Genomic DNA, 19,783 nt, shown 5'->3' with positions numbered 1-19,783 from the left:
GCGATGTTCGTCGACGTGAACCATCGGTTTTCAGCAACCACCGACTCTCTGTGAGGCTTCACAATCAACTACTCCTCCCTATCAACGCTTTCTTATGTTAAAAAAGTTGTTATCCAACTTTATTTTCTTCGTAAATTTTCTCTCCATCTTCTACAACTAACTTACGAAACTCTTCTAATAAACGGTTCGTATGTGGACCTGTTTGCCCTAAGCCAATCGTTCTACCATCTACTGTCGTAACAGCAATAACTTCAGCAGCTGTTCCTGTTAAAAACACTTCATCAGCTACATATACATCATGTCTTGTAAATAACTCTTCTCTTACGTCATATCCAAGTTTTTCGCCGATTTCTAAAATGGCGTTTCGTGTAATACCTTCTAACGCTCCAGCAGAACTTGGTGGTGTAATTAATTTATTTCCTTTAACAATAAACACGTTATCTCCTGAGCCTTCAGCTACATATCCTTGATCATTTAACATAAGTGCTTCTTGTACTCCAGCTAATTTCGCTTCAATACGAACTAAAATATTGTTTAAGTAATTTAAAGATTTTACTTGAGGGGATAAAACATCGGGACGATTTCGGCGCGTTGCAACTGTTACAACTGGAATCCCTTTCTCATAATATTCTTGTGGGAATAAAGATAATTGTTCTGCAATTACTACTACATTCGGCTTCTTACATGAATCGGGATCCAATCCAAGATTTCCTGCTCCTCTTGATACAACAAGGCGAATGTATCCATTAGATAATTTATTTTGTCGAATCGTCTCAACAACAATATTTGTTACTTCATCTAATGAATATGGAATTTCTAAAAGGATTGATTTTGCTGATTCATACAACCGGACAAGATGCTCTCTCAAACGGAAAACATTACCGCTATAAACTCTAATTCCTTCAAACACTCCATCGCCATATAAATAGCCATGATCATATACTGAAACTTTTGCCTCATCTTTTGGAACAAATTCTCCATTTAAGAAAATCCATTGCTCATTCACTAGAAGCGCCTCCTATGTTCTATGAATTTTTTATTGTTTCCTAGTTTACTCTCCTTTCTAAATAAATCAAGTGAATTTTTAGAAAATTTATAATTTTTAATCATACGTACTTCTTTACTTATATTGATTTAACAACATTGTTAGCGTTTACAAAAAGTAAAAAAATTTTTTCGCCAATTTCCACTAAAAAAATATTTGTTTAAAAGAAGGATTTTCATCAATTGATACGAATCTATTGTATTCAATAAACGGACGTCCGATTTTATAAATCCGGGAATATATAACGACTTTTGCTGAAAAAGGGGGAAAATAACAAAAATAGCGCTGTCTAAAAATAACATTCATATTTTTCATTTCGTAATCATAATCCTATTTTTAAAAAACAATTTGTCAAAATGAAGGAGGAAATAAATATGGCGTGTGTACAAATTAAAGGAACGAGACAAGAGGTAGTAGAAATGCTGCAATTATTTGATCTAATGGATACGAAAGGTTTTTGTAAATTCGATAATTACGTAGAGGTAGAACCAAATACGCAAGAACATAATCATTTTATTGCTTCAATCGACATCCATTCAAATACTTCTTCTGCCCAAGATACATTAAACGATCAATTCGTTAGTCAAATGCTTACTGGCGTATATAACGACTAAACAAAGATTTACTTCCTACCGTCTTTTCATAAATGCAGTGAACTTGAGCATACTAGCAATTAGATGGTAGGAGGTGAGAATTATGGCTAGAATTGGCGTTGAAAACTCATTAACAGACGTTCAACAAGCTCTTCAGCAACAAGGGCATGAAGTTGTTACACTTAACTCAGAACAGGATGCACAAGGGTGTGATTGTTGCGTTGTAACTGGGCAAGATTCTAATGTGATGGGCATTGCAGATGCATCAATTAAAGGATCAGTCATTACAGCTCACGGTTTAACAACGGATGAAATTTGTCAACAAGTTGAAAGTCGCACTTAAAAAATGAAAGAGGACTCCTTTTAAAAGGAGTCCTCTTTTTTATATTCACCTAACGGGAAAGTAACATATACTGGATGAAAGCCCTACCTCTCTCTCATCATTACGGTTCCACTGACCGCTCCTTGATTCACTAGTATACATATATAGCTTACAAATACAATTTATAGGGTTTGTTCACAAAAGTTGTTGATAAAATTACCCGATCTTTCGCAAACTTTTCGTATTGCATTCATAAGAGATATTTACTTTACACTAGCTGTAACCGAGACACGAATTAAAATTCTAACACCAATACAATAGCTTGTCAATATTTTTCCGCAAATTAAAAACAGACATTAACGGTTTGTCTGTTTTAGAATGGAGCTTTTTCTTTTATTACATATACAACAAAGCCGCTTACTAACATAAATAAGCCAACTACTAAGTTTTTGATATTAATCATAAATTCCTCTCCCTTATTCCACACATCATATATATTTACATTTCAATTATTCCGATCATCCTAAAGCGCACTTTTTCTAATATATCATAATTCCTAAAAAATGCAAGTTCACTTTTGACGACCATTCACAAATTTATCTACAGTGCTTGGTACAGTATTTAAAGCCTTTTCAATTAAATGTGTACTGCTGTTGAGATGTAATACTTGCACCCCATTAGAACCAACTACTAAAAAAGCTACTGGACTAATAGAAACCCCAGCCCCGCTTCCTCCTCCAAATGGATGCCCTTGCTTGTTCTCTTTATGCTGATTTTGCCCACCGTTATGTTTTTCAGTAATGAAACCCCCTTTAAAATCACTTCCACCAGCTCCAAAACCAAAAGCCACTTGAGATACTGTTAATACAACATTTCCGTCAGCTGTTGAAACCGGGCTCCCAACAATTGTATTTACATCTACCATCTCTTTTAAATTTGTCATTGCCGTTTTCATTAAATTTTCAATTGGATGTTCCATTATGTATTGCACCCTTTCCTCATTATTCCTTTTTATACTTTCCAAAATAGAGGAAGTCATACTAACTTTTCCTATTTCAAGAAAACATTTTCCTCCTTTTAATAGATATTACTACCCGTTAATGCGGGATAAAAAAGAAAAAGAGATACATACTACTATTGAACCTTGTTATGAAAGGAGCCATGACTTTGACTGAGAAATTTGATGATTATAAAAGAAGAGATAGAATAGATAGTGATTATAGTGACTATAAAGAAGAGTATGCCGCTGAGGTTGCACCACAACGCATTGATTATGATTACGATGATAAAGACGATAAAGATGTTGTAAAATCGTCCGCTGCTGGATCAACTGCTGGTTTTATCGCTCTTGCGCTATCTATCTTATCGCTATTTACATTCCCAACACTATTTGGTCTTGTTTCTGTTTTACTCGGTATTTACGCTTATAATCGCGGAGCTACTGTAACTGGCGGTATCGCTGCAGTTGTCGGTGGGATTGCTGCACTTATCGCAATTTTATTCCGAGTAGCACTTATTGGTTTATTGTTCTCCCTTTTCTAAAAAAGAAAAAGGTATCTCGCTTAACGCGGGATACCTTATCCTGTAAACACATCTTCCGATGGATATTTTATTTTTTGTTTTGCTGGTCGCGCTAAAGAGAACACAAGTGTTAATGGTCCAATTAATCCGCAGAACATAACAAACATAATAATACATTTTCCGAATGCCGATAGCTTTGCAGTAATTCCCATCGTTAATCCGACTGTACCAAACGCTGATATTGTCTCAAATAATAATTGAATAAAGCTGAAGTTTTCTGTAAGCATTAATATAAATACCGCTGTAAAAATAAGTATTTGACTGGCAACAGCAATCGCTAAGGCCCTCGTTACTGTCGACATTTTAATTGTACGCTGAAATAAAACAATTTCCTCCTTTTTTCTAAAGAAAGAAAGGACAGATGTAATTAAGATAACAAACGTTGTTAATTTAATTCCTCCACCTGTTGATACACTTCCTGCACCAATAAACATTAAAATCATCGTAAATAATATAGATGATTCTTCCATACTTCCATAGTCAACCGTATTAAATCCAGCTGTCCGCGGGGTAATACCTTGAAAGAAGGAAGCCCATAGTTTTTCATTTAAAGATAAATTCCCTAACGTCTTCACATTATTATATTCCAATACAAAAATTACAATCATTGCTATAACATTTAGCACTACTGTTCCAATAATCATTATTTTTGAGTGAAGTGATAATTTTCGAAAACTGCGACTATACCATATATCAATTAATACGGTAAAACCGAGTCCACCTATTACAATTAAAGAGCAAATCCCAATATTAATAATGGGATCTCCTACATATCTTGTTAAATTATCTGGCCATAAAGCAAAGCCTGCATTATTATAAGATGCAATTACATGAAAAATACTATAGTATAAACCTTTTCCAAAACCAAACTCTGGAATAAAGCGAAACGATAAAAAGATGACCCCAATAAGCTCAATACAAATCGAAAATATAAAGACACGCTTTACTAATTTTACAAGACCACCTATATTTGTTTGATTAAACGCTTCTCCAATTAATAAACGATGGCGTAATCCGATTTTTTTGCCTAATACCCAAACAATTAAAATGGCAATTGTCATAAGACCTAGACCACCTGTTTGAATTAAAAACATAATAACAATTTCGCCAAACATCGTAAATGTACTTGCTGTATCCACTACTCCCAAACCAGTTACGGTCGCTGCTGACGTTGCTGTAAAGAAAGCATCTACCCAACTAATATGTGCTTTCGTTGCGAATGGTAACTTTAATAACAAACCGCCAACCACAATTAAGCAGAAAAAACCTAACGCTAATATTTGTGGTGGGTTTAATCGTATAAGACGATTATACAGCCCTTGTTTTTTTGTTACTTCCATATCACTAACTCCCTTATTAAAGTGAAGCTTTCCCCTCATAAATAAAAAGCTTTTTAAAAGCCCTTAAAGAATTGGGACAAACCTTATATTCTTATAATATAGTTGAGCATAATCCTTTTTTTCATAGATTACAACTTTTATTTATATTCAGACTTCTTTTTCTTTTATGCTGGAAAACTATATATCCTAACTCAATATTGCTAGCAATAACAATTTCATATGTACTATTTTTCAAATCCCCATATCTTTCACTCTATGTTCACATAGAGGTCACATTCACCTTTTATAGTATATGTATCGAAGCTGTTCCTCCCTAATTTATAAGACATTCCCCAGTGTCTTTGAATAGCTTCCATCCCTAATTAAATTGACATAAATTGTCCCCTTCCCTTGACCATCTTATATGTGATGGTCTTATTTTTTTGTCTTTCTATCTTTTATTTAAAACTTCCTATCTCTTTCACTCTATGTTCACACAGAGGTCACATCTACCTTTTATAGTATATGTATCGAAGTTGTTCCTCCCTAATTTATAAGACATTCCCCAGTGTCTTTGAACAGCTTCCATCCCTAATTAAATTGACATAAATTGTCCCCTTCCTTGACCATCTTATAAATGATGGTCTTATTTTTTTGTCTTTCTATCTTTTATTTAAAACTCCCTCTCTCTTTCACCCTATGTTCACATGAGAGTCACACCTATCTTTTATAGTATATGTATCGAAGTTGTTCCTCCCTAATTTATAAGACATTCCCCAGTGTCTTAAAGCAACTTCCATCCCTAATTAAATTGACATAAATTGTCCCCTTCCCTTGACCATCCTATGTGATGGTCTATTTTATTTTCCAAACACAAAATCAATCTATCTGTACTTAAATAAAAACCTAAAAATTCAGAAAATATTGTCAAATTAGGGATTTTTTCGGTATAATTACTTTAGGAAGGAATTTCGCAAAAACAAAAGGGGGGATTTTATTGAAACAAACAAAAGCAATCTTAATCGCATTATTTCTAGGTCTAGTTGTTGGACTCACTCTAAATTTAGCCGCTCCATCTATCTTTGAGCCACTAAATCAATATGTGTTCAACCCAATTGGTCAATTGTTTATTAGACTTATTAAAATGCTAGTTGTTCCTGTTGTGTTCATTTCTATCGTACTTGGTGCTGCCGGCCTTGGAGATCCAAAACAACTTGGAAGAATCGGTTTAAAATCAATTTCATTCTTTCTCGTAACAACTGCGGTTGCCATCTCTATAGCGGTTACATTTGCACTTATTATAAAACCAGGAGCTGGCGGTAATTTTAAAACAGAAGGTCTTAAGTATGAAGGTGCAAAAACTGAAACATCTTTCGTCGACACATTGCTAAATATCGTACCAGATAACCCAGCAAAAGCGATGGCTGACGGAAACATGTTACAAATCATTGCCTTTGCCGTATTGATTGGACTCGGTATAGCTATTTTAGGAAAACGAGTTCAAGGTATCCATTCATTACTTGAACAGGGCAACGAATTAATGATGTATCTCGTTAATCTCGTTATGAAATTAGCCCCAATTGGAACATTCGGTTTGCTCGCTTCATCCGTTGGTAAAATGGGGCTTGCAGGCGTCGCTGCGATGTTCAAGTATATGATTGTCGTTATGTTAGTACTCATTATTCACGGGGTCTTTGTATATGGTGGCTTATTAAAGGTATTAGCAAAAGAAAGTATTGTTCGTTTCTTTAAACATTTCGGACCAGTAATGGCAATTGGATTTAGTACATCTAGCTCTAATGCATCGCTTCCATTTGCAATGAAAACAGCACAAGATAAGCTTGGCGTTCCAAAAGCGATAAGCTCATTTGTACAACCACTAGGGGCAACTATTAATATGGATGGTACTGCCATTATGCAAGGGGTAGCAACTGTATTTATCGCTCAAGTATACGGAGTTGAACTTACATTACCGCAATTAGCTATGGTCGTATTAACCGCTGTACTAGCTAGTATCGGTACTGCTGGTGTACCAGGTGTTGGACTTGTAATGCTTACAATGGTTTTAAATCCAGTAAATCTACCAGTAGAAGGTATCGCTTTAATTATCGGTATTGACCGTATTCTAGATATGTCTAGAACAGCTGTAAACATTTCTGGGGATGCAATTTGCGCAATGATTGTCGCAAAATCAGAAGAAAAATATAATACTGATCAATCGGCAGCATCGTAAATCAAAAAAGGAGTGAATATATTCACTCCTTTTTTGATTTACTCCCTTTTTTAGAACGATATTCTTTCCCTTTATTATCATTACCAGTTTCAAATTCAGTGCTAAATTCCTGATTAAACTGGCCGGACTTTGGTGATCCTTGATTACCGCTCCCTTTACTACCGTTACGATTCGTCATATTTCTCCCTCCCTTCCTTGTATTAGTAGTATGGCGCTCTATCTTTTTTCATACACATTTTATTTTTTAACATCTATTACACACGAAAGAAGACCTTCCATATATAAGGAAGATCTTCTCTTTCATCACGTAAGCGTTTTCTTGTTTATAATCACTTAAATAAGTTTTTTGGAAATCGAAATCATTACATTCATTTCATCTTCTGAAAGTGTAGAGAATCTTTCTTGTAAATATTGTTTTTTCGCATCTTCCATTTTCGCAACTAAATCTTTCCCTTGTTCTGTAATCTCTAAATACACAACTCGGCGATCTGATGTAGAACGTGAACGAGTTACAAAACCTTTATTAATTAATTTTTCTGTAACAGCTGTAATATGACTATTCGACACATTTAATTCATTTGCTACACGCGATACCATTTCTTTATTCGTACGATTTAATATTCTCAGGACGATGAATTCATTCCACGGTATGTAACCACCGAATATTTTTCCGATATCATTACGCAATGTGCGAAACATAGCAAACACATTTGTCGATAGTTCTTCCATTAATTGCTCTCGATTTTGAGACAACTTTGACAGCTCCTTTTATTTCATTTAGTTAAATAAAAACCTTATTAATAATTTTACATGAAATCTTACTTTTTGTCACCTTATTTTCCCATAATTCGTAGTTTTTTAATATGTATTTCATGATAAAATGAAGTTAACTTCCAGAAAAAGGGGGTATTTTAATGCATGAGGAGGAGAAATTCTCAAATCTCAGCCTAAAAGATAAAACGATTATCATTAGTATTATCGCTCTTTTTCTCATTATAATTTTTGCATTTATATTTTTTGTATATGTAGGAATCTTTCAAATTACAGGTATAGAGTATAGTTCACGTACTGCGTTACTTCTCTTTTTTTTATTAATCACTTTCTTAGACAGTATTACATTTTTCATCTTCAGTTTCTTCAAAGCGCTGCTATATCCACTGACACAAAACATGCCAAATTGGATTTCTATTACTCTTTTCTCATTCATTGAAATTACACTAGATTGGTTCGTCATTCATACTGCTGATGATTGGATAGAAAGCGTACAAATGTCCAACATAGCTGAATTATGTGTCGTACTATTCTTTTTCCTCTTAAATAAATTATTAAGTGACGAGAAAGAGTAAGAATACAAGCTTTTCTATATAAAAATTGGTACAATGAAAGCAAATCTTACTAAAGAGGTGTTAATTATGAACTTACAACAATGGGCTGATAAAGGTATGTCCTTTGATACATATGTGAATGAAATGCAAGTAAACCAATACGAGCTACTACACATTTACAATAACTTTTTAATTCCAAATGAATTACTTCCTGTATTAGAAGAACGTCAAAATGACGGCTGGCGTGTTATCGTATTAACTGCTGATTGGTGTGGCGATGCTCTTTTATGCGTACCTGTTATGAAACGAATTTCTGAAGTTGCAAATATTGAAATGAGTTTATTAATTCGCGACGAAAACTTAGAATTAATGGATCAATATTTAACAAATGGAACAGCACGTGCGATTCCAATCTTTATTTTCATTGATAAAGATGGAAATGAACAAGCCGTCTTTGGACCACGCGCTCCAAAAGTACAAGAATTAGTAACTTCAATGCGCGCTACATTACCTGAAAAAGAAGATCCAACATTCGAAGAAAAACAAAAAGAAATGTATGCTAATTTCCGTGCTACATTAGCTGATGATACTTCTCTTTGGGAGCATGTAATGGAAAATATGGTGAAAAAAATAGTAAAATAAAAAAACCTGCCGAGCTCGGCAGGTTTTTTTATTACATAATGAAGAAATAGAATACCGCAGCTAAAATGAAACGATAATAAGCGAACGGTGTTAGTTTCACACGAGATAATAATTTCAAGAATGAAACAATTGCAAGCATCGCAACAACGAATGCAGTTACAAATCCTGTTACAAATAGCGTTATATCTGCTGAGCTTAATACATCCCAGCTTTTAATTAAATCTAATCCACTTGCAGCTACCATCATCGGTACCGCTAAAATGAACGTATATTCAGCTGCCGCTGTATGCGACACGCGAGCTAATAAACCACCACTGATTGTAGAACCAGAACGAGAGAATCCTGGCCAAAGAGCTAAACATTGAAACATTCCAATTGTAAATGCCTGTTTATATGTGATTTCATCTAACGTTCTTGCTGTACTTGGTTTTGAAAACTTCTCAGCAACAATCATTAAAATACCACCGGCTACTAAGCTAATAACAACTGGTCCTGGACCAAATAAAACCTCTTTAATAGTGCTATGGAATAATACGCCAAGTATCCCGGCAGGAATCATCCCGATAATAATATGTAATAAATTTAACGATGGTCCGTCTGTTACTTTACCTATTCCAACTAACGACCATAGACGCTTCCAAAATATAACAACAACTGCTAAAATCGATCCCAATTGGATAACAACTTCAAAAACTTTCGCTCTCTCATCGTCAAATCCAATTAAATGTCCTGTTAAAATCATATGTCCTGTTGATGATACTGGTAGAAACTCTGTTAACCCTTCAACAGCACCCATGATTAAACCAATTAACCAATCAGCCACAAGTAGTGCCTCCTTAATAACAAATAATATGTAATTTTTTCACACCTTATCATAATACCTTATCCCTTTTCAAAGTGCATCCTTTTTTTATTGGTTTCATATGTTGTAGGCGCGTATTTCTTTTCTAATCTTTGATTAAATTGTATGATAGTAAGAGTTTGTTTTTTTATATGGAAAGGGGATTTTATGAAAGAAACTACTTCATTTTCACAAAAGTTAAAGCAATTTGTATTACTATTTTTTCCGATTTTCGTAACGCAAATGTCATTATTTGCGATGAGTTTTTTTGATACAACAATGTCAGGACATGCAAGTCCAACTGATTTAGCAGGTGTTGCAATTGGAACAAGTATATGGCTTCCAGTTAGTACGGGATTAACAGGAATTTTAATGGCTACTACTCCCATTGTTGCACAGCTTGTCGGATCCAAGAAAAAAAAGGACGTTCCCCACGTTGTCATACAAGCAGTTTATTTAGCAATTTGTGCTAGCTTCGTTGTTATCCTCATCGGTTTCTTCGTCGTTTCACCTATTTTAAACGGCATGCGCTTAGAAGAACCTGTGGAACGAATTGCAGCTCAATTTTTAAGTATTATCGCAATAGGAATTATACCTTTATTCACTTACACTGTTTTACGTGGATTTATTGATGCATTAGGAAAAACTCGAACAACGATGATTATTACATTACTATCATTACCAATTAACGTAATATTAAATTACCTATTAATTTTTGGTAACTTCGGTTTCCCAAAGCTTGGTGGTGTCGGAGCAGCAATTGCTTCCACTGCAACATATTGGTGCATTTTAATTATTACAGTCATTATTATTCAGACGAAAGAGCCTTTTGCCTCTTTCAACATTTTCAAACAATTATATCGCCCTTCTCTTTCTAGTTGGACAGCATTCTTAAAGCTTGGCGTTCCTATCGGATTTGCTATCTTTTTTGAAACGAGTATTTTTGCTGCGGTAACTCTCATGATGAGTAATTTTAGTACGACAACTATTGCAGCTCACCAAGCAGCTATGAACTTTGCTTCCTTGTTATATATGACTCCGCTAAGTTTAGCAATGGCAATGACTATTGCAGTCGGATTCGAAGTTGGAGCAAAACGTTACGATAATGCAAAACAATACGGACTGATTGGAATTGGATTAGCCCTTGCCTTTGCTTTATTATATTCAATTCTTCTCTACTTCTTTGATAATCAAATTGCTTCTATTTATACGACAGATGCAAAAGTTCATCATTTAGCAAAAGAATTTCTTATCTTTGCGATTTTATTTCAAATTTCAGATGCAATTGCAACCCCTGTACAAGGAGCTCTGCGTGGTTATAAAGATGTAAATGTTGCTCTAATTATGACTTTAATTGCTTATTGGATAATAGGTCTACCACTAGGTTACATATTAGCAACATATACAGAATGGGCCGCAAAAGGTTATTGGATCGGTCTTATTATCGGTCTAGCATTTGGCGCTGCCTTCCTACTTATCCGTCTCTTTCAAGTACAACGAAAATACACAACACAAAACAGCCGCTAATAATAAAGCGGCTGTTTTCTTTATGCATATTTTTTCTTGTAACGTATAATATAATGAAAAAGAAAGGTGGGTACATATGGACGACAAAGAAAAAAAGCAATCATTCGATGAAGAATTTGCCCCTGAAATTTCACCTGGATATCGGCAAGATGTTCATAAGCCACCTAAATATAAAAACACTTCGTTTTTAATGGGCATTACCATTTTCGCTGCTGTATTACTCATACTTATCATTTTCGTTTATTTTTGATGAAAGGTGGCCTATTATATGAAGAGACAAAATTCCAATCGTTCCAAAAGAACTGTTAAAACACAAAAAGGATATGCAGGCGATTCTGTTCATACACTTAAACAAGTGGAGCAAGGAAATTTATATATTGCTCAAAAAGAACTTGGTCAACAAAATGAAAATCTTTAAAGGTCCTTGATTACTTGAGGGCCTTTTTATTCCGCATTAAGTAGTACCCCCCCAAATGATCTATTGAGCAATGAATTTCCTTTATTGTACGCGCTGCTTTTGTTCTAGCACCATAAATATATTATTAACCTTTACAATTTTCACTTCATAATTCAATTTCATTTCGCTTCTCTTACCATTTTCAGTACCCGCAACGTACGCTACAGCTTGATAGAGAAAACTCTCATCTGTCTCTTCACGTATCTCCTCGCTTGTAAATTTATACTCTAAATCTCGAAAACGATTTGGATAATAATTTTCCATTAATTGTTCATACCCTCTATTTAAAAATATTTCTTCACCTTTTCGTTTCACATCTTCTTTATTATTAAACTCAAACACTGATAGTTGTTCAGTCACAAAATGCTCTCCTACCTTTTTCATTTCATTATGAGTTAAATTTTCTATACTTTTGTTCTTTAATTCCTTATTTAACTCGTAATGATCAATCGGTTTAAAGGTAGCAAAAACCTCCTCTTTATATGACCAAAACAATACAAAAGCGATACATAGAGAAATGATTAACAGTCTTTTTTTCGTAATACTCCCGCCCTTCTTCATAATGATAGCTATATTTTAATATATAGAAAGAAAATTCTGATATCATAAAGTAGAATAACTTAACTCAGAAACGAGGAACAATTATGGACTCTTACAAACATTATATAAAAGAAGCTTTGCCTAATCTTTCTATACATTCATATAAACAAAATGAAGAAGGTTGGGATAATGTAGCAATTATAGTAAATGATGAGCTACTGTTTCGTTTCCCGCGAAAACAGGAATATGCAGTGCGAATTCCGTTAGAAAAAGAACTATGCACACTTCTCTCTTGTTCACTACATGAAATTAAAGTTCCAAAGTATCACCTATTCTATAAAAAGGAGACTGATGCTATTCCGCTTTGTAGTTACTATACTCTCATTCATGGTGAACCTTTAAAAACAGAAATAGTTACTACACTAGAAAAACAAGAACGAAAAGCACTTATTACACAATTAGCAACTTTCCTTGCTGCTCTACATAGTATTCCTCTAAAAAGTGTTACAGCGTTAGGATTCCCTATTGAAAAAACACTTACCTACTGGAAAGAGCTACAAACTAAATTAAATCAGTATGTTACTAACAATCTTACTTCGTTCCAGAAATCAGCCTTAAATCGTTTATTCGAGAATTTCTTTGCCTGTCTAGCTACATCTAAATTTCAAAATACAATCATTCACGCTGATTTTACACATCATCACATTTTATTTAACAAGCAGAACAAACGCATTTCAGGTGTTATCGATTTTGGTGATGCGCAAATTGGCGATCCTGCTTTTGATTTTGCAGGACTATATTATGATTTCGGACATGAGTTTACTACATCTGTATATGAACAGTACAGTACACTTATTTCTCATCATGATCCATTACTCATTCACCGCATTACTACCTTTTATCAATATAGTCCTTTACTACATAATATTATTTATAACTTTGAATCAGAGAATGAACTCGAATTCATTACAAGTACAGAACAACTAAAAACGATATTACAGGGATGAGATTACATTCTCTCCCTATATACTCTCTCCTCATACATCATTAACTTTTTATCCATTTCAACAATAACTTTATACAATTGAAATGCCTGTAAAATTTGCAGTTGAATTTCAAAAGGAGCATTTTGTTCTTTTAACCATTGAAATACTTTCGTTTCATCTTTCATTGATTATTCCTCCCTTTATCCCGCTATTTGCGGGTAGCCCGATTGAACCCCACTGATTAAAGTTTCACTTTATTAAAATCTGCTACAAATATACCGTAAATGATGAAAAGCTTTTCATGTCAATAACAAAAAAGGATGCGAAGTTGCATCCTTTAATGAACTATATTTTTCTTCTGTTTCGCTTCTTTCTTTACTTCTTCCCCTTGGCATTCACTACGAAACGCACAACTTATACACTCAGAACGAAAATGACGCTCTGTATAATGCTCAGGTTGCTGTAACATTTCTTTCATTCTAGATAAATCAGCCATTCCAGTTATAATATCTTCCTGTTTCGGAATGTACTCATACTTAGTTCCTTCTATTAAATTAATAACTTCAATTTTTCCTGGAAGAACGCCGAAAGCTTTATAACTGAATACTGTCATTAACTTCTGACAAAGAGCAAGCATTTCCTCATCCGCATCGACAACATACTTTTTAATTACAAACGACTCAGCATTCCACTCACCAACTTCAAATGTCAATGACATGTGGACACCTAACTCTTCCATATATGTTTGAAACTTCTCGTATAAAAACAATGGTGGTGTCTGACTATCATCCCTTTCAACAAACTGTAATAAGTGATCCGTTAGCTTCGCTAATACAATATAGTACTCCGTCTTCGAAGCAAACATATTAATCCTTACTTTTTTCCAATACTTTTCTATTAATATTAAAAGTACAATTTTCGTTTGTTGACCCGCAGGTAGCGTGTAATACTCGTTAATAATTTGATTCACAATCATTTGCGCTATTTGTTGCCATTCAAATGAAGAAGGTTCTCTTCTTTTTATATGACGAAAATAAAATTTATGCGGACACCGCATAAAATCATACAAATGATAATCTGTCATCGTTTTGATTGAGATTTTCTCATGCACTTGCTCTTCAGCTCCCTTCTGCCATTAAGAAAGGTGTTTTACAAATTCAGCTCCAAACTGTAAACATTTTTCTACATCTTCATCTTCTGGCGTTAATTCTACTTTTAGTCCTTCTAACACAACTGCCGCTCCGCGCTCTTGTAGCTTTTCTATTAAAATATCAACCGCCACTCCGTATTTCGGATAAGCCGAATCACATGATCCGAATACTGCCGCTTTTTTCCCAGTTAAATCAATAGAATCCATTGCATCATAAAAATCTAAGAAATCATCAGGAAGATCACCATCTCCCCATGTGTATGCACCTAAAATAATTCCATCATACTGTTCCAATATAGAAGCTTCTGGTGAATCCATAATATCAATAACTTCAATTTCATTTTCTGTTTCACGAATTACGCCGGCAATATGGTCAGCCATTTCCTCTGTATTTCCACTCATACTTGCAAAAATCATTACTAACTTACTCAACTGAACCTCTCCCTTTACTTTGTATCTCTTTTTCTGTTTGAATGCTCTTCTTCTCATCTACATATTCAGACCGAATTACATTTCGTTGCCATTCCATATGCTGATCAACATCTTTATTTTTATCTTTTAATCCCCTCCGTAGAAGGTGAAATTTTTTTCTCATTAACATGTCGCATCCATCCTATTGATAATAATTATCAATTTCAACTATATTTAGATTAATTGACATTGATTATCAATGTCAACAACTATTTTTAAAAAAATGATTAAAATGTACAAGCTTGTCCGTTAGCTATTCATATACTATAAATGAGCATAGTTCTTTCTCAGCCCTCTCTGACGGAAAGAAATAAAAGCAACTGCGATAGAGCGCAGTTGCCTTTTTTTATTTTTCTATGATTTTAGTAATCTTATAGTAGTCTCTAAGAATAGCTCCACTCCACAAATTAATGCTGATTCATCCACGTCAAATTTCGGATGATGATGTGAATAACAAGTATATATATTTTCATTACCTGTTCCTAATTTAATGAAACAACCAGGTGCTTTTCTTAAATATGCTGAAAAATCTTCCCCACCCATAGAAGGTTCAAGCTTCACAACACGCTCATTCCCAAACAAATGTAGTGCACTTTCTTCTACTATTTTCGTAATATATTCATCATTAATAACCGGATCATATCCATATCGATACGTATATGTATACGATCCTCCATGTGCTTCTGTAATTCCTTTCACAATTTTTTCGATTTTCCCTTCTGCTTCCACCCTCAATGCTTGATTAAATGAACGAACAGTTCCCATTAAAGTTGCTGTACTAGGAATAATATTGTCAGCCACTCCCCCATGAAACTGCGTAACTGAAACGACTCTTTGCATGAAAGCACTTGTATTTCTAGATACGATATGTTGTAGATTTGTAATAATCTGCGCTCCGATAGCGATAGGATCAATCGTTTCTTCTGGCCGCGCCGCATGCCCTCCTTTGCCTTGGATCTCAACTGTAAATACGTCTGGTGCTGCCATCATCGGTCCATATACAATTCCTACATTCCCACTTTCCAAGCCAGACATAACATGTAAACCTATTACATAATCAACACCGTCCATAACACCCGCCTCGACCATTTCTTGTCCACCACCAGGGTATACTTCTTCTGCATGCTGAAAGAATAGACGAATTTCTCCTACAAACTCTTCCTTCATATTATTAAGCACCTCTGCAGTACTTAATAATATAGCTGCGTGAGCATCGTGCCCACATGCATGCATCATTCCTTTATTCACAGATGTATAAGATTTACTTGTCTCCTCTTGAATTGGCAAAGCATCTATATCAGCTCGAATCGCAATTACTTTCCCTTGCTTCACACCCCTTTTGATTGCTAGTACACTATACTTCGTCGGTCTCGTTACTTCAAAAGAAGAAAATGAGCATAATGTATCATATATAAATTGCGAAGTTTCTTTTTCATGAAATGATAATTCCGGATACTTATGAAAATGCCTTCTCCATTTCACGATATTTTCTTCCGAAATTAGACTCTTCCACACTCTATTCATGATAATTTCCTCCTTTTCAAAAGAACTAGAAATTTAAAATTTTACTCCGTCTTAAATGATTAATAAAAACAAATACTGCATTTTTACGTATTCTTATAGTCCACTTTTATGTATTCACACAATCCACTTTCTATTTACATGTCAAACCCATTACAAATTCATGCTGAATGTAATATAATTGCTAAGTTAGGGATTTTCTTTTTTAGTATTTAGTGCTAATATCAGAAAAGAGCCTTTTGACTTATTTTTACCTAAAATGTGGGATTTTGTTTTTTTCACAATAATGTAGGACATGATACCTACAAAGAGCTATTATTTCATTAAGAGAGGGAAAGACATGGAAAGATTAAAAGAGATATGGTCTCGACCACTCACACAATGGGTTGCAAAGACGGTTTATTATCTTGCAATTTTATTTGCATTACTTTGGTTGTATGGATTCCATGATACAAACACAAGTACATTTATTTACAATGAATTCTAGGGTGGGAACGTTATGAAGTTATTAGAACAAATTGAAAAGTGGGCTGCAGAAACGCCTGATCAAACCGCTTTTGTTTGGCGAGATGCGAAAATTACGTACAAACAATTAAAGGAAGATTCTGATGCGTTAGCACATTGGATTTCTTCTGAGTATCCAGACGATCGTTCACCAATTATGGTGTATGGCCATATGCAACCTGAAATGATTATTAACTTTTTAGGATGTGTAAAAGCTGGACATGCTTACATTCCTGTAGATTTATCTATCCCAGCTGATCGTGTACAACGTATTGCTGAAAATTCTGGTGCGAAATTACTTTTATCGGCAACAGCAGTAACTGTAACTGATTTACCAGTTCGCATCGTAAGTGAAGACAACTTAAAAGATATTTTCTTTACTCATAAAGGGAACACTCCAAATCCTGAACATGCGGTAAAAGGTGATGAGAACTTCTACATTATTTACACATCAGGAAGCACAGGTAATCCGAAAGGGGTTCAGATTACTTATAACTGCCTTGTTAGCTTTACAAAATGGGCTGTAGAAGATTTCAACTTACAAACAGGGCAAGTATTCTTAAACCAAGCACCTTTCTCATTCGATTTATCTGTAATGGATATTTACCCATCATTAGTAACAGGTGGTACACTTTGGGCAATCGATAAAGATATGATTGCGCGTCCAAAAGACTTGTTTGCTTCTTTAGAGCAATCGGATATTCAAGTATGGACTTCCACACCTTCTTTCGCTGAAATGTGTTTAATGGAAGCATCTTTCTCTGAGAATATGCTACCGAACATGAAAACATTCTTATTCTGCGGTGAAGTGTTACCAAATGAAGTAGCTAGAAAATTAATTGAGCGTTTCCCGAAAGCAACAATTATGAATACGTATGGTCCAACAGAAGCTACTGTCGCTGTAACAGGTATTCACGTGACAGAAGAAGTGCTTGATCAATACAAATCACTTCCAGTTGGCTATTGTAAATCAGACTGTCGCCTTCTTATTATGAAAGAAGATGGCACGATTGCACCTGATGGTGAAAAAGGTGAAATCGTAATTGTCGGTCCAAGCGTAAGCGTTGGATATTTAGGAAGCCCTGAATTAACAGAAAAAGCATTTACTATGATTGACGGTGAGCGTGCCTATAAAACAGGCGATGCTGGCTATGTTGAAAATGGTCTTCTATTCTATAATGGTCGTCTTGATTTCCAAATTAAGCTGCATGGTTATCGAATGGAATTAGAAGAAATTGAGCATCACCTTCGTGCTTGTTCTTACGTAGAAGGAGCAGTTATCGTTCCAATTAAAAAAGGTGAGAAATACGATTATTTATTAGCGGTTGTTGTTCCTGGAGAGCATTCGTTTGAAAAAGAATTCAAATTAACATCTGCAATCAAAAAAGAACTCAATGAGCGATTACCAAACTACATGATTCCACGTAAATTCATGTATCAATCTTCTATTCCAATGACACCAAATGGAAAGGTAGATCGCAAAAAATTATTGAGTGAGGTTACAGCATGACCGCATATGGATCATTTTATTTTTTCGCTATAGTGGGCATTTTATTAATACCTACTATCATAGCTGGATTAAAAGGTAAAATGTTGCGTAAATATAATGCCGTTTTAACATTAGTCATGCTTGCTATTATCTTCTCGGATAAACCGAAGCAAGCAATGATGTTAGCTGCATTTATTATTTGGCAATATGTCCTTATTAAAGGCTATTTAATTTTAAGAAAACAAAATAATAGTACATTCACATTTTGCATAGCTGTTATTTTATCGATTTTGCCTCTTATTTTGGCAAAAATCGCACCATTTGCATCGTTATTACCTGAGTTAAAACTTGTTGTTTTTCTAGGTATATCTTACGTAACATTCAGAGCAGTTCAAATGGTATTTGAAGTTCGCGATGGTTTAATTAAAGAGCTTTCTTTCTTTAACTTCTGGGAATTCGTTTTATTCTTCCCTGCGATTTCAACAGGACCTATCGATCGTTACCGAAGATTCCAAAAAGATATTCAAAAGCCACCTAGCGCTGAAGAATATCAAAAATTACTATATACAGGACTAAATCGTATTTTCCAAGGTTTCTTGTATAAATTTATTATTGCTTACTTAATAAAGCAATATTGTATGGATCCAGCATTCGCTCAACACGATACAATCTTTTCAAATATGATTTACATGTATAGCTATAGCTTATATCTATTCTTTGATTTTGCTGGTTATAGCTCTTTTGTAATTGGTGTAAGTTATATGATGGGAATTAAAACGCCAGAAAACTTTAATAAGCCATTCCTTAGTCGTAATATTAAAGACTTCTGGAACCGCTGGCACATGAGTTTATCATTCTGGTTCCGTGATTTTATTTACATGCGTTTCGTCTTTTTTGCAACGAAGAAAAAGTTAATTAAGAACCGTTACACAATTTCGTATATCGGTGCATTTTTAAACTTTTTCATTATGGGAATTTGGCATATCCAAGGAAGCGCTGTTGCGCAGTATATTATTTATGGTCTATATCATGCCGCACTGTTTATTTTATTCGATATTTTCGAACGAAAAAACAAGAAGCATAAGTTTTGGCCAAACACTAAATTTACACGCATCCTTGCGATTGTAATTACGTTCCACGTTGTATGTTTCGGTTTCCTAATCTTCTCTGGACACCTTAACAGATACTTTTAATGCACCCTTCTTATTCCATTAAGAAGTTGCACATATAATATATT

General features: G+C 34.5%; 26 protein-coding genes and 1 other annotated feature (1 of these 27 only partly in view). Of the genes, 13 read left to right on the top strand and 13 right to left on the bottom strand.

Annotated elements, in window-relative coordinates:
- Positions 1-94: a binding site (T-box leader), on the bottom strand (it extends 134 nt beyond the left edge of the window).
- A 15-nt stretch (positions 95-109) separates the two neighbouring features.
- Entirely contained in the window at positions 110-1,006 is an 897-nt protein-coding gene (gene ilvE / locus OXT04_RS00430) for a branched-chain-amino-acid transaminase (RefSeq protein WP_001005486.1), read from the bottom strand.
- 413 nt (positions 1,007-1,419) lie between these two features.
- On the opposite strand from ilvE, the gene OXT04_RS00425 reads away from it, so the two are divergent.
- Complete coding sequence (locus OXT04_RS00425) at positions 1,420-1,659, top strand: DUF3911 family protein (RefSeq protein ID WP_000752514.1); 240 nt, start codon at positions 1,420-1,422, stop codon at positions 1,657-1,659.
- 82 nt (positions 1,660-1,741) lie between these two features.
- The gene (locus tag OXT04_RS00420; RefSeq protein ID WP_000101021.1) at positions 1,742-1,981 is read left to right on the top strand and encodes a YkuS family protein; all 240 of its coding nucleotides are present in this window, start codon (positions 1,742-1,744) and stop codon (positions 1,979-1,981) included.
- Positions 1,982-2,333: 352 nt separating this feature from the next.
- Here OXT04_RS00420 and OXT04_RS00415 read toward each other — a convergent pair whose 3' ends face one another.
- Positions 2,334-2,423, bottom strand: coding sequence for a hypothetical protein (locus tag OXT04_RS00415; RefSeq protein ID WP_000608227.1), 90 nt, complete (start codon positions 2,421-2,423; stop codon positions 2,334-2,336).
- A 108-nt stretch (positions 2,424-2,531) separates the two neighbouring features.
- Entirely contained in the window at positions 2,532-2,999 is a 468-nt protein-coding gene (gene ytfJ, locus OXT04_RS00410; RefSeq protein WP_002093915.1) for a GerW family sporulation protein, read from the bottom strand.
- 128 nt (positions 3,000-3,127) lie between these two features.
- On the opposite strand from ytfJ, the gene OXT04_RS00405 reads away from it, so the two are divergent.
- On the top strand, positions 3,128-3,502 hold the full coding sequence (locus OXT04_RS00405) for a hypothetical protein (protein WP_000136546.1): 375 nt from the start codon (positions 3,128-3,130) through the stop codon (positions 3,500-3,502).
- Positions 3,503-3,537: 35 nt separating this feature from the next.
- Here the strand turns inward: OXT04_RS00405 and OXT04_RS00400 are convergent, their stop codons facing one another.
- Positions 3,538-4,881, bottom strand: a complete 1,344-nt coding sequence (locus tag OXT04_RS00400) for a TrkH family potassium uptake protein (protein ID WP_267412595.1) — start codon at positions 4,879-4,881, stop codon at positions 3,538-3,540.
- A gap of 976 nt (positions 4,882-5,857) precedes the next feature.
- On the opposite strand from OXT04_RS00400, the gene OXT04_RS00395 reads away from it, so the two are divergent.
- The gene (locus tag OXT04_RS00395) at positions 5,858-7,093 is read left to right on the top strand and encodes a dicarboxylate/amino acid:cation symporter (protein WP_242320311.1); all 1,236 of its coding nucleotides are present in this window, start codon (positions 5,858-5,860) and stop codon (positions 7,091-7,093) included.
- Between the two features lie 22 nt (positions 7,094-7,115).
- Here OXT04_RS00395 and OXT04_RS00390 read toward each other — a convergent pair whose 3' ends face one another.
- Positions 7,116-7,271 (bottom strand): hypothetical protein, encoded by a 156-nt coding sequence (locus OXT04_RS00390; protein ID WP_000184928.1) that lies wholly within the window; start codon positions 7,269-7,271, stop codon positions 7,116-7,118.
- 155 nt (positions 7,272-7,426) lie between these two features.
- A complete protein-coding gene (locus OXT04_RS00385) occupies positions 7,427-7,846 on the bottom strand; it encodes a MarR family winged helix-turn-helix transcriptional regulator (RefSeq protein ID WP_000081434.1) in 420 nt (139 codons plus the stop codon).
- Between the two features lie 161 nt (positions 7,847-8,007).
- On the opposite strand from OXT04_RS00385, the gene OXT04_RS00380 reads away from it, so the two are divergent.
- Both OXT04_RS00380 and OXT04_RS00375 read left to right on the top strand, forming a co-directional pair.
- A complete protein-coding gene (locus tag OXT04_RS00380; protein ID WP_000544072.1) occupies positions 8,008-8,439 on the top strand; it encodes a YrvL family regulatory protein in 432 nt (143 codons plus the stop codon).
- Positions 8,440-8,472: 33 nt separating this feature from the next.
- Positions 8,473-9,060, top strand: a complete 588-nt coding sequence (locus OXT04_RS00375) for a thioredoxin family protein (RefSeq protein ID WP_072939643.1) — start codon at positions 8,473-8,475, stop codon at positions 9,058-9,060.
- A 31-nt stretch (positions 9,061-9,091) separates the two neighbouring features.
- Here OXT04_RS00375 and uppP read toward each other — a convergent pair whose 3' ends face one another.
- Positions 9,092-9,883 (bottom strand): bacitracin resistance undecaprenyl-diphosphatase, encoded by a 792-nt coding sequence (uppP, locus tag OXT04_RS00370; RefSeq protein WP_000796253.1) that lies wholly within the window; start codon positions 9,881-9,883, stop codon positions 9,092-9,094.
- A 186-nt stretch (positions 9,884-10,069) separates the two neighbouring features.
- Between uppP and OXT04_RS00365 the strand changes: the two genes are divergently transcribed.
- The 3 genes from OXT04_RS00365 (at position 10,070) to OXT04_RS00355 (ending at position 11,846) form a co-directional block, all read left to right on the top strand.
- On the top strand, positions 10,070-11,428 hold the full coding sequence (locus OXT04_RS00365) for an MATE family efflux transporter (RefSeq protein ID WP_000665559.1): 1,359 nt from the start codon (positions 10,070-10,072) through the stop codon (positions 11,426-11,428).
- A 76-nt stretch (positions 11,429-11,504) separates the two neighbouring features.
- Positions 11,505-11,678, top strand: coding sequence for a hypothetical protein (locus OXT04_RS00360; RefSeq protein WP_000341062.1), 174 nt, complete (start codon positions 11,505-11,507; stop codon positions 11,676-11,678).
- Positions 11,679-11,696: 18 nt separating this feature from the next.
- Complete coding sequence (locus tag OXT04_RS00355; protein ID WP_000828707.1) at positions 11,697-11,846, top strand: hypothetical protein; 150 nt, start codon at positions 11,697-11,699, stop codon at positions 11,844-11,846.
- An 81-nt stretch (positions 11,847-11,927) separates the two neighbouring features.
- Here the strand turns inward: OXT04_RS00355 and OXT04_RS00350 are convergent, their stop codons facing one another.
- Positions 11,928-12,446 (bottom strand): hypothetical protein, encoded by a 519-nt coding sequence (locus OXT04_RS00350; RefSeq protein WP_000715250.1) that lies wholly within the window; start codon positions 12,444-12,446, stop codon positions 11,928-11,930.
- Between the two features lie 83 nt (positions 12,447-12,529).
- On the opposite strand from OXT04_RS00350, the gene OXT04_RS00345 reads away from it, so the two are divergent.
- Complete coding sequence (locus OXT04_RS00345) at positions 12,530-13,432, top strand: aminoglycoside phosphotransferase family protein (RefSeq protein WP_016513111.1); 903 nt, start codon at positions 12,530-12,532, stop codon at positions 13,430-13,432.
- A gap of 2 nt (positions 13,433-13,434) precedes the next feature.
- On the opposite strand, the gene OXT04_RS00340 is transcribed toward OXT04_RS00345, so the two are convergent.
- The 5 genes from OXT04_RS00340 to OXT04_RS00320 all read right to left on the bottom strand — a co-directional run bounded on the left by OXT04_RS00340 (position 13,435) and on the right by OXT04_RS00320 (position 16,556).
- Positions 13,435-13,596 carry a hypothetical protein gene (locus OXT04_RS00340; protein ID WP_000651086.1) on the bottom strand — a complete coding sequence of 54 codons (162 nt, stop codon included), beginning with the start codon at positions 13,594-13,596 and terminating at the stop codon, positions 13,435-13,437.
- Positions 13,597-13,748: 152 nt separating this feature from the next.
- Positions 13,749-14,522 (bottom strand): hypothetical protein, encoded by a 774-nt coding sequence (locus OXT04_RS00335; protein ID WP_000544579.1) that lies wholly within the window; start codon positions 14,520-14,522, stop codon positions 13,749-13,751.
- Positions 14,523-14,546: 24 nt separating this feature from the next.
- Positions 14,547-14,993 (bottom strand): flavodoxin, encoded by a 447-nt coding sequence (locus OXT04_RS00330; RefSeq protein ID WP_000041153.1) that lies wholly within the window; start codon positions 14,991-14,993, stop codon positions 14,547-14,549.
- The gene (locus OXT04_RS00325) at positions 14,986-15,162 is read right to left on the bottom strand and encodes a hypothetical protein (RefSeq protein WP_000929009.1); all 177 of its coding nucleotides are present in this window, start codon (positions 15,160-15,162) and stop codon (positions 14,986-14,988) included. Before OXT04_RS00325 ends, OXT04_RS00330 begins: the two co-directional genes overlap by 8 nt.
- Before the next feature lie 224 nt (positions 15,163-15,386).
- Positions 15,387-16,556 carry an amidohydrolase gene (locus OXT04_RS00320; RefSeq protein ID WP_098447270.1) on the bottom strand — a complete coding sequence of 390 codons (1,170 nt, stop codon included), beginning with the start codon at positions 16,554-16,556 and terminating at the stop codon, positions 15,387-15,389.
- A gap of 337 nt (positions 16,557-16,893) precedes the next feature.
- Here OXT04_RS00320 and OXT04_RS00315 point away from each other — a divergent pair, with 337 nt between their 5' ends.
- Genes OXT04_RS00315 through dltB form a run of 3 tightly spaced genes read left to right on the top strand, consistent with a single transcriptional unit; the run spans position 16,894 to position 19,739 of the window.
- Positions 16,894-17,040, top strand: a complete 147-nt coding sequence (locus OXT04_RS00315) for a teichoic acid D-Ala incorporation-associated protein DltX (RefSeq protein ID WP_000440293.1) — start codon at positions 16,894-16,896, stop codon at positions 17,038-17,040.
- 12 nt (positions 17,041-17,052) lie between these two features.
- Positions 17,053-18,567, top strand: coding sequence for a D-alanine--poly(phosphoribitol) ligase subunit DltA (gene dltA / locus OXT04_RS00310; protein ID WP_000770502.1), 1,515 nt, complete (start codon positions 17,053-17,055; stop codon positions 18,565-18,567).
- Positions 18,564-19,739: a D-alanyl-lipoteichoic acid biosynthesis protein DltB gene (gene dltB, locus OXT04_RS00305; RefSeq protein ID WP_267412591.1), complete on the top strand. Its 1,176-nt coding sequence runs from the start codon at positions 18,564-18,566 to the stop codon at positions 19,737-19,739. The genes dltA and dltB overlap by 4 nt, the downstream gene beginning before the upstream one ends.
- Positions 19,740-19,783: the final 44 nt, after the last annotated feature.

This window comes from Bacillus sp. GC_Bacil_1 (assembly GCF_026540675.1).
In the GTDB taxonomy this organism is placed as follows: Bacteria; Bacillota; Bacilli; order Bacillales; family Bacillaceae_G; genus Bacillus_A; species Bacillus_A cereus.
This window is presented reverse-complemented; position numbering and strand designations above follow the sequence as displayed.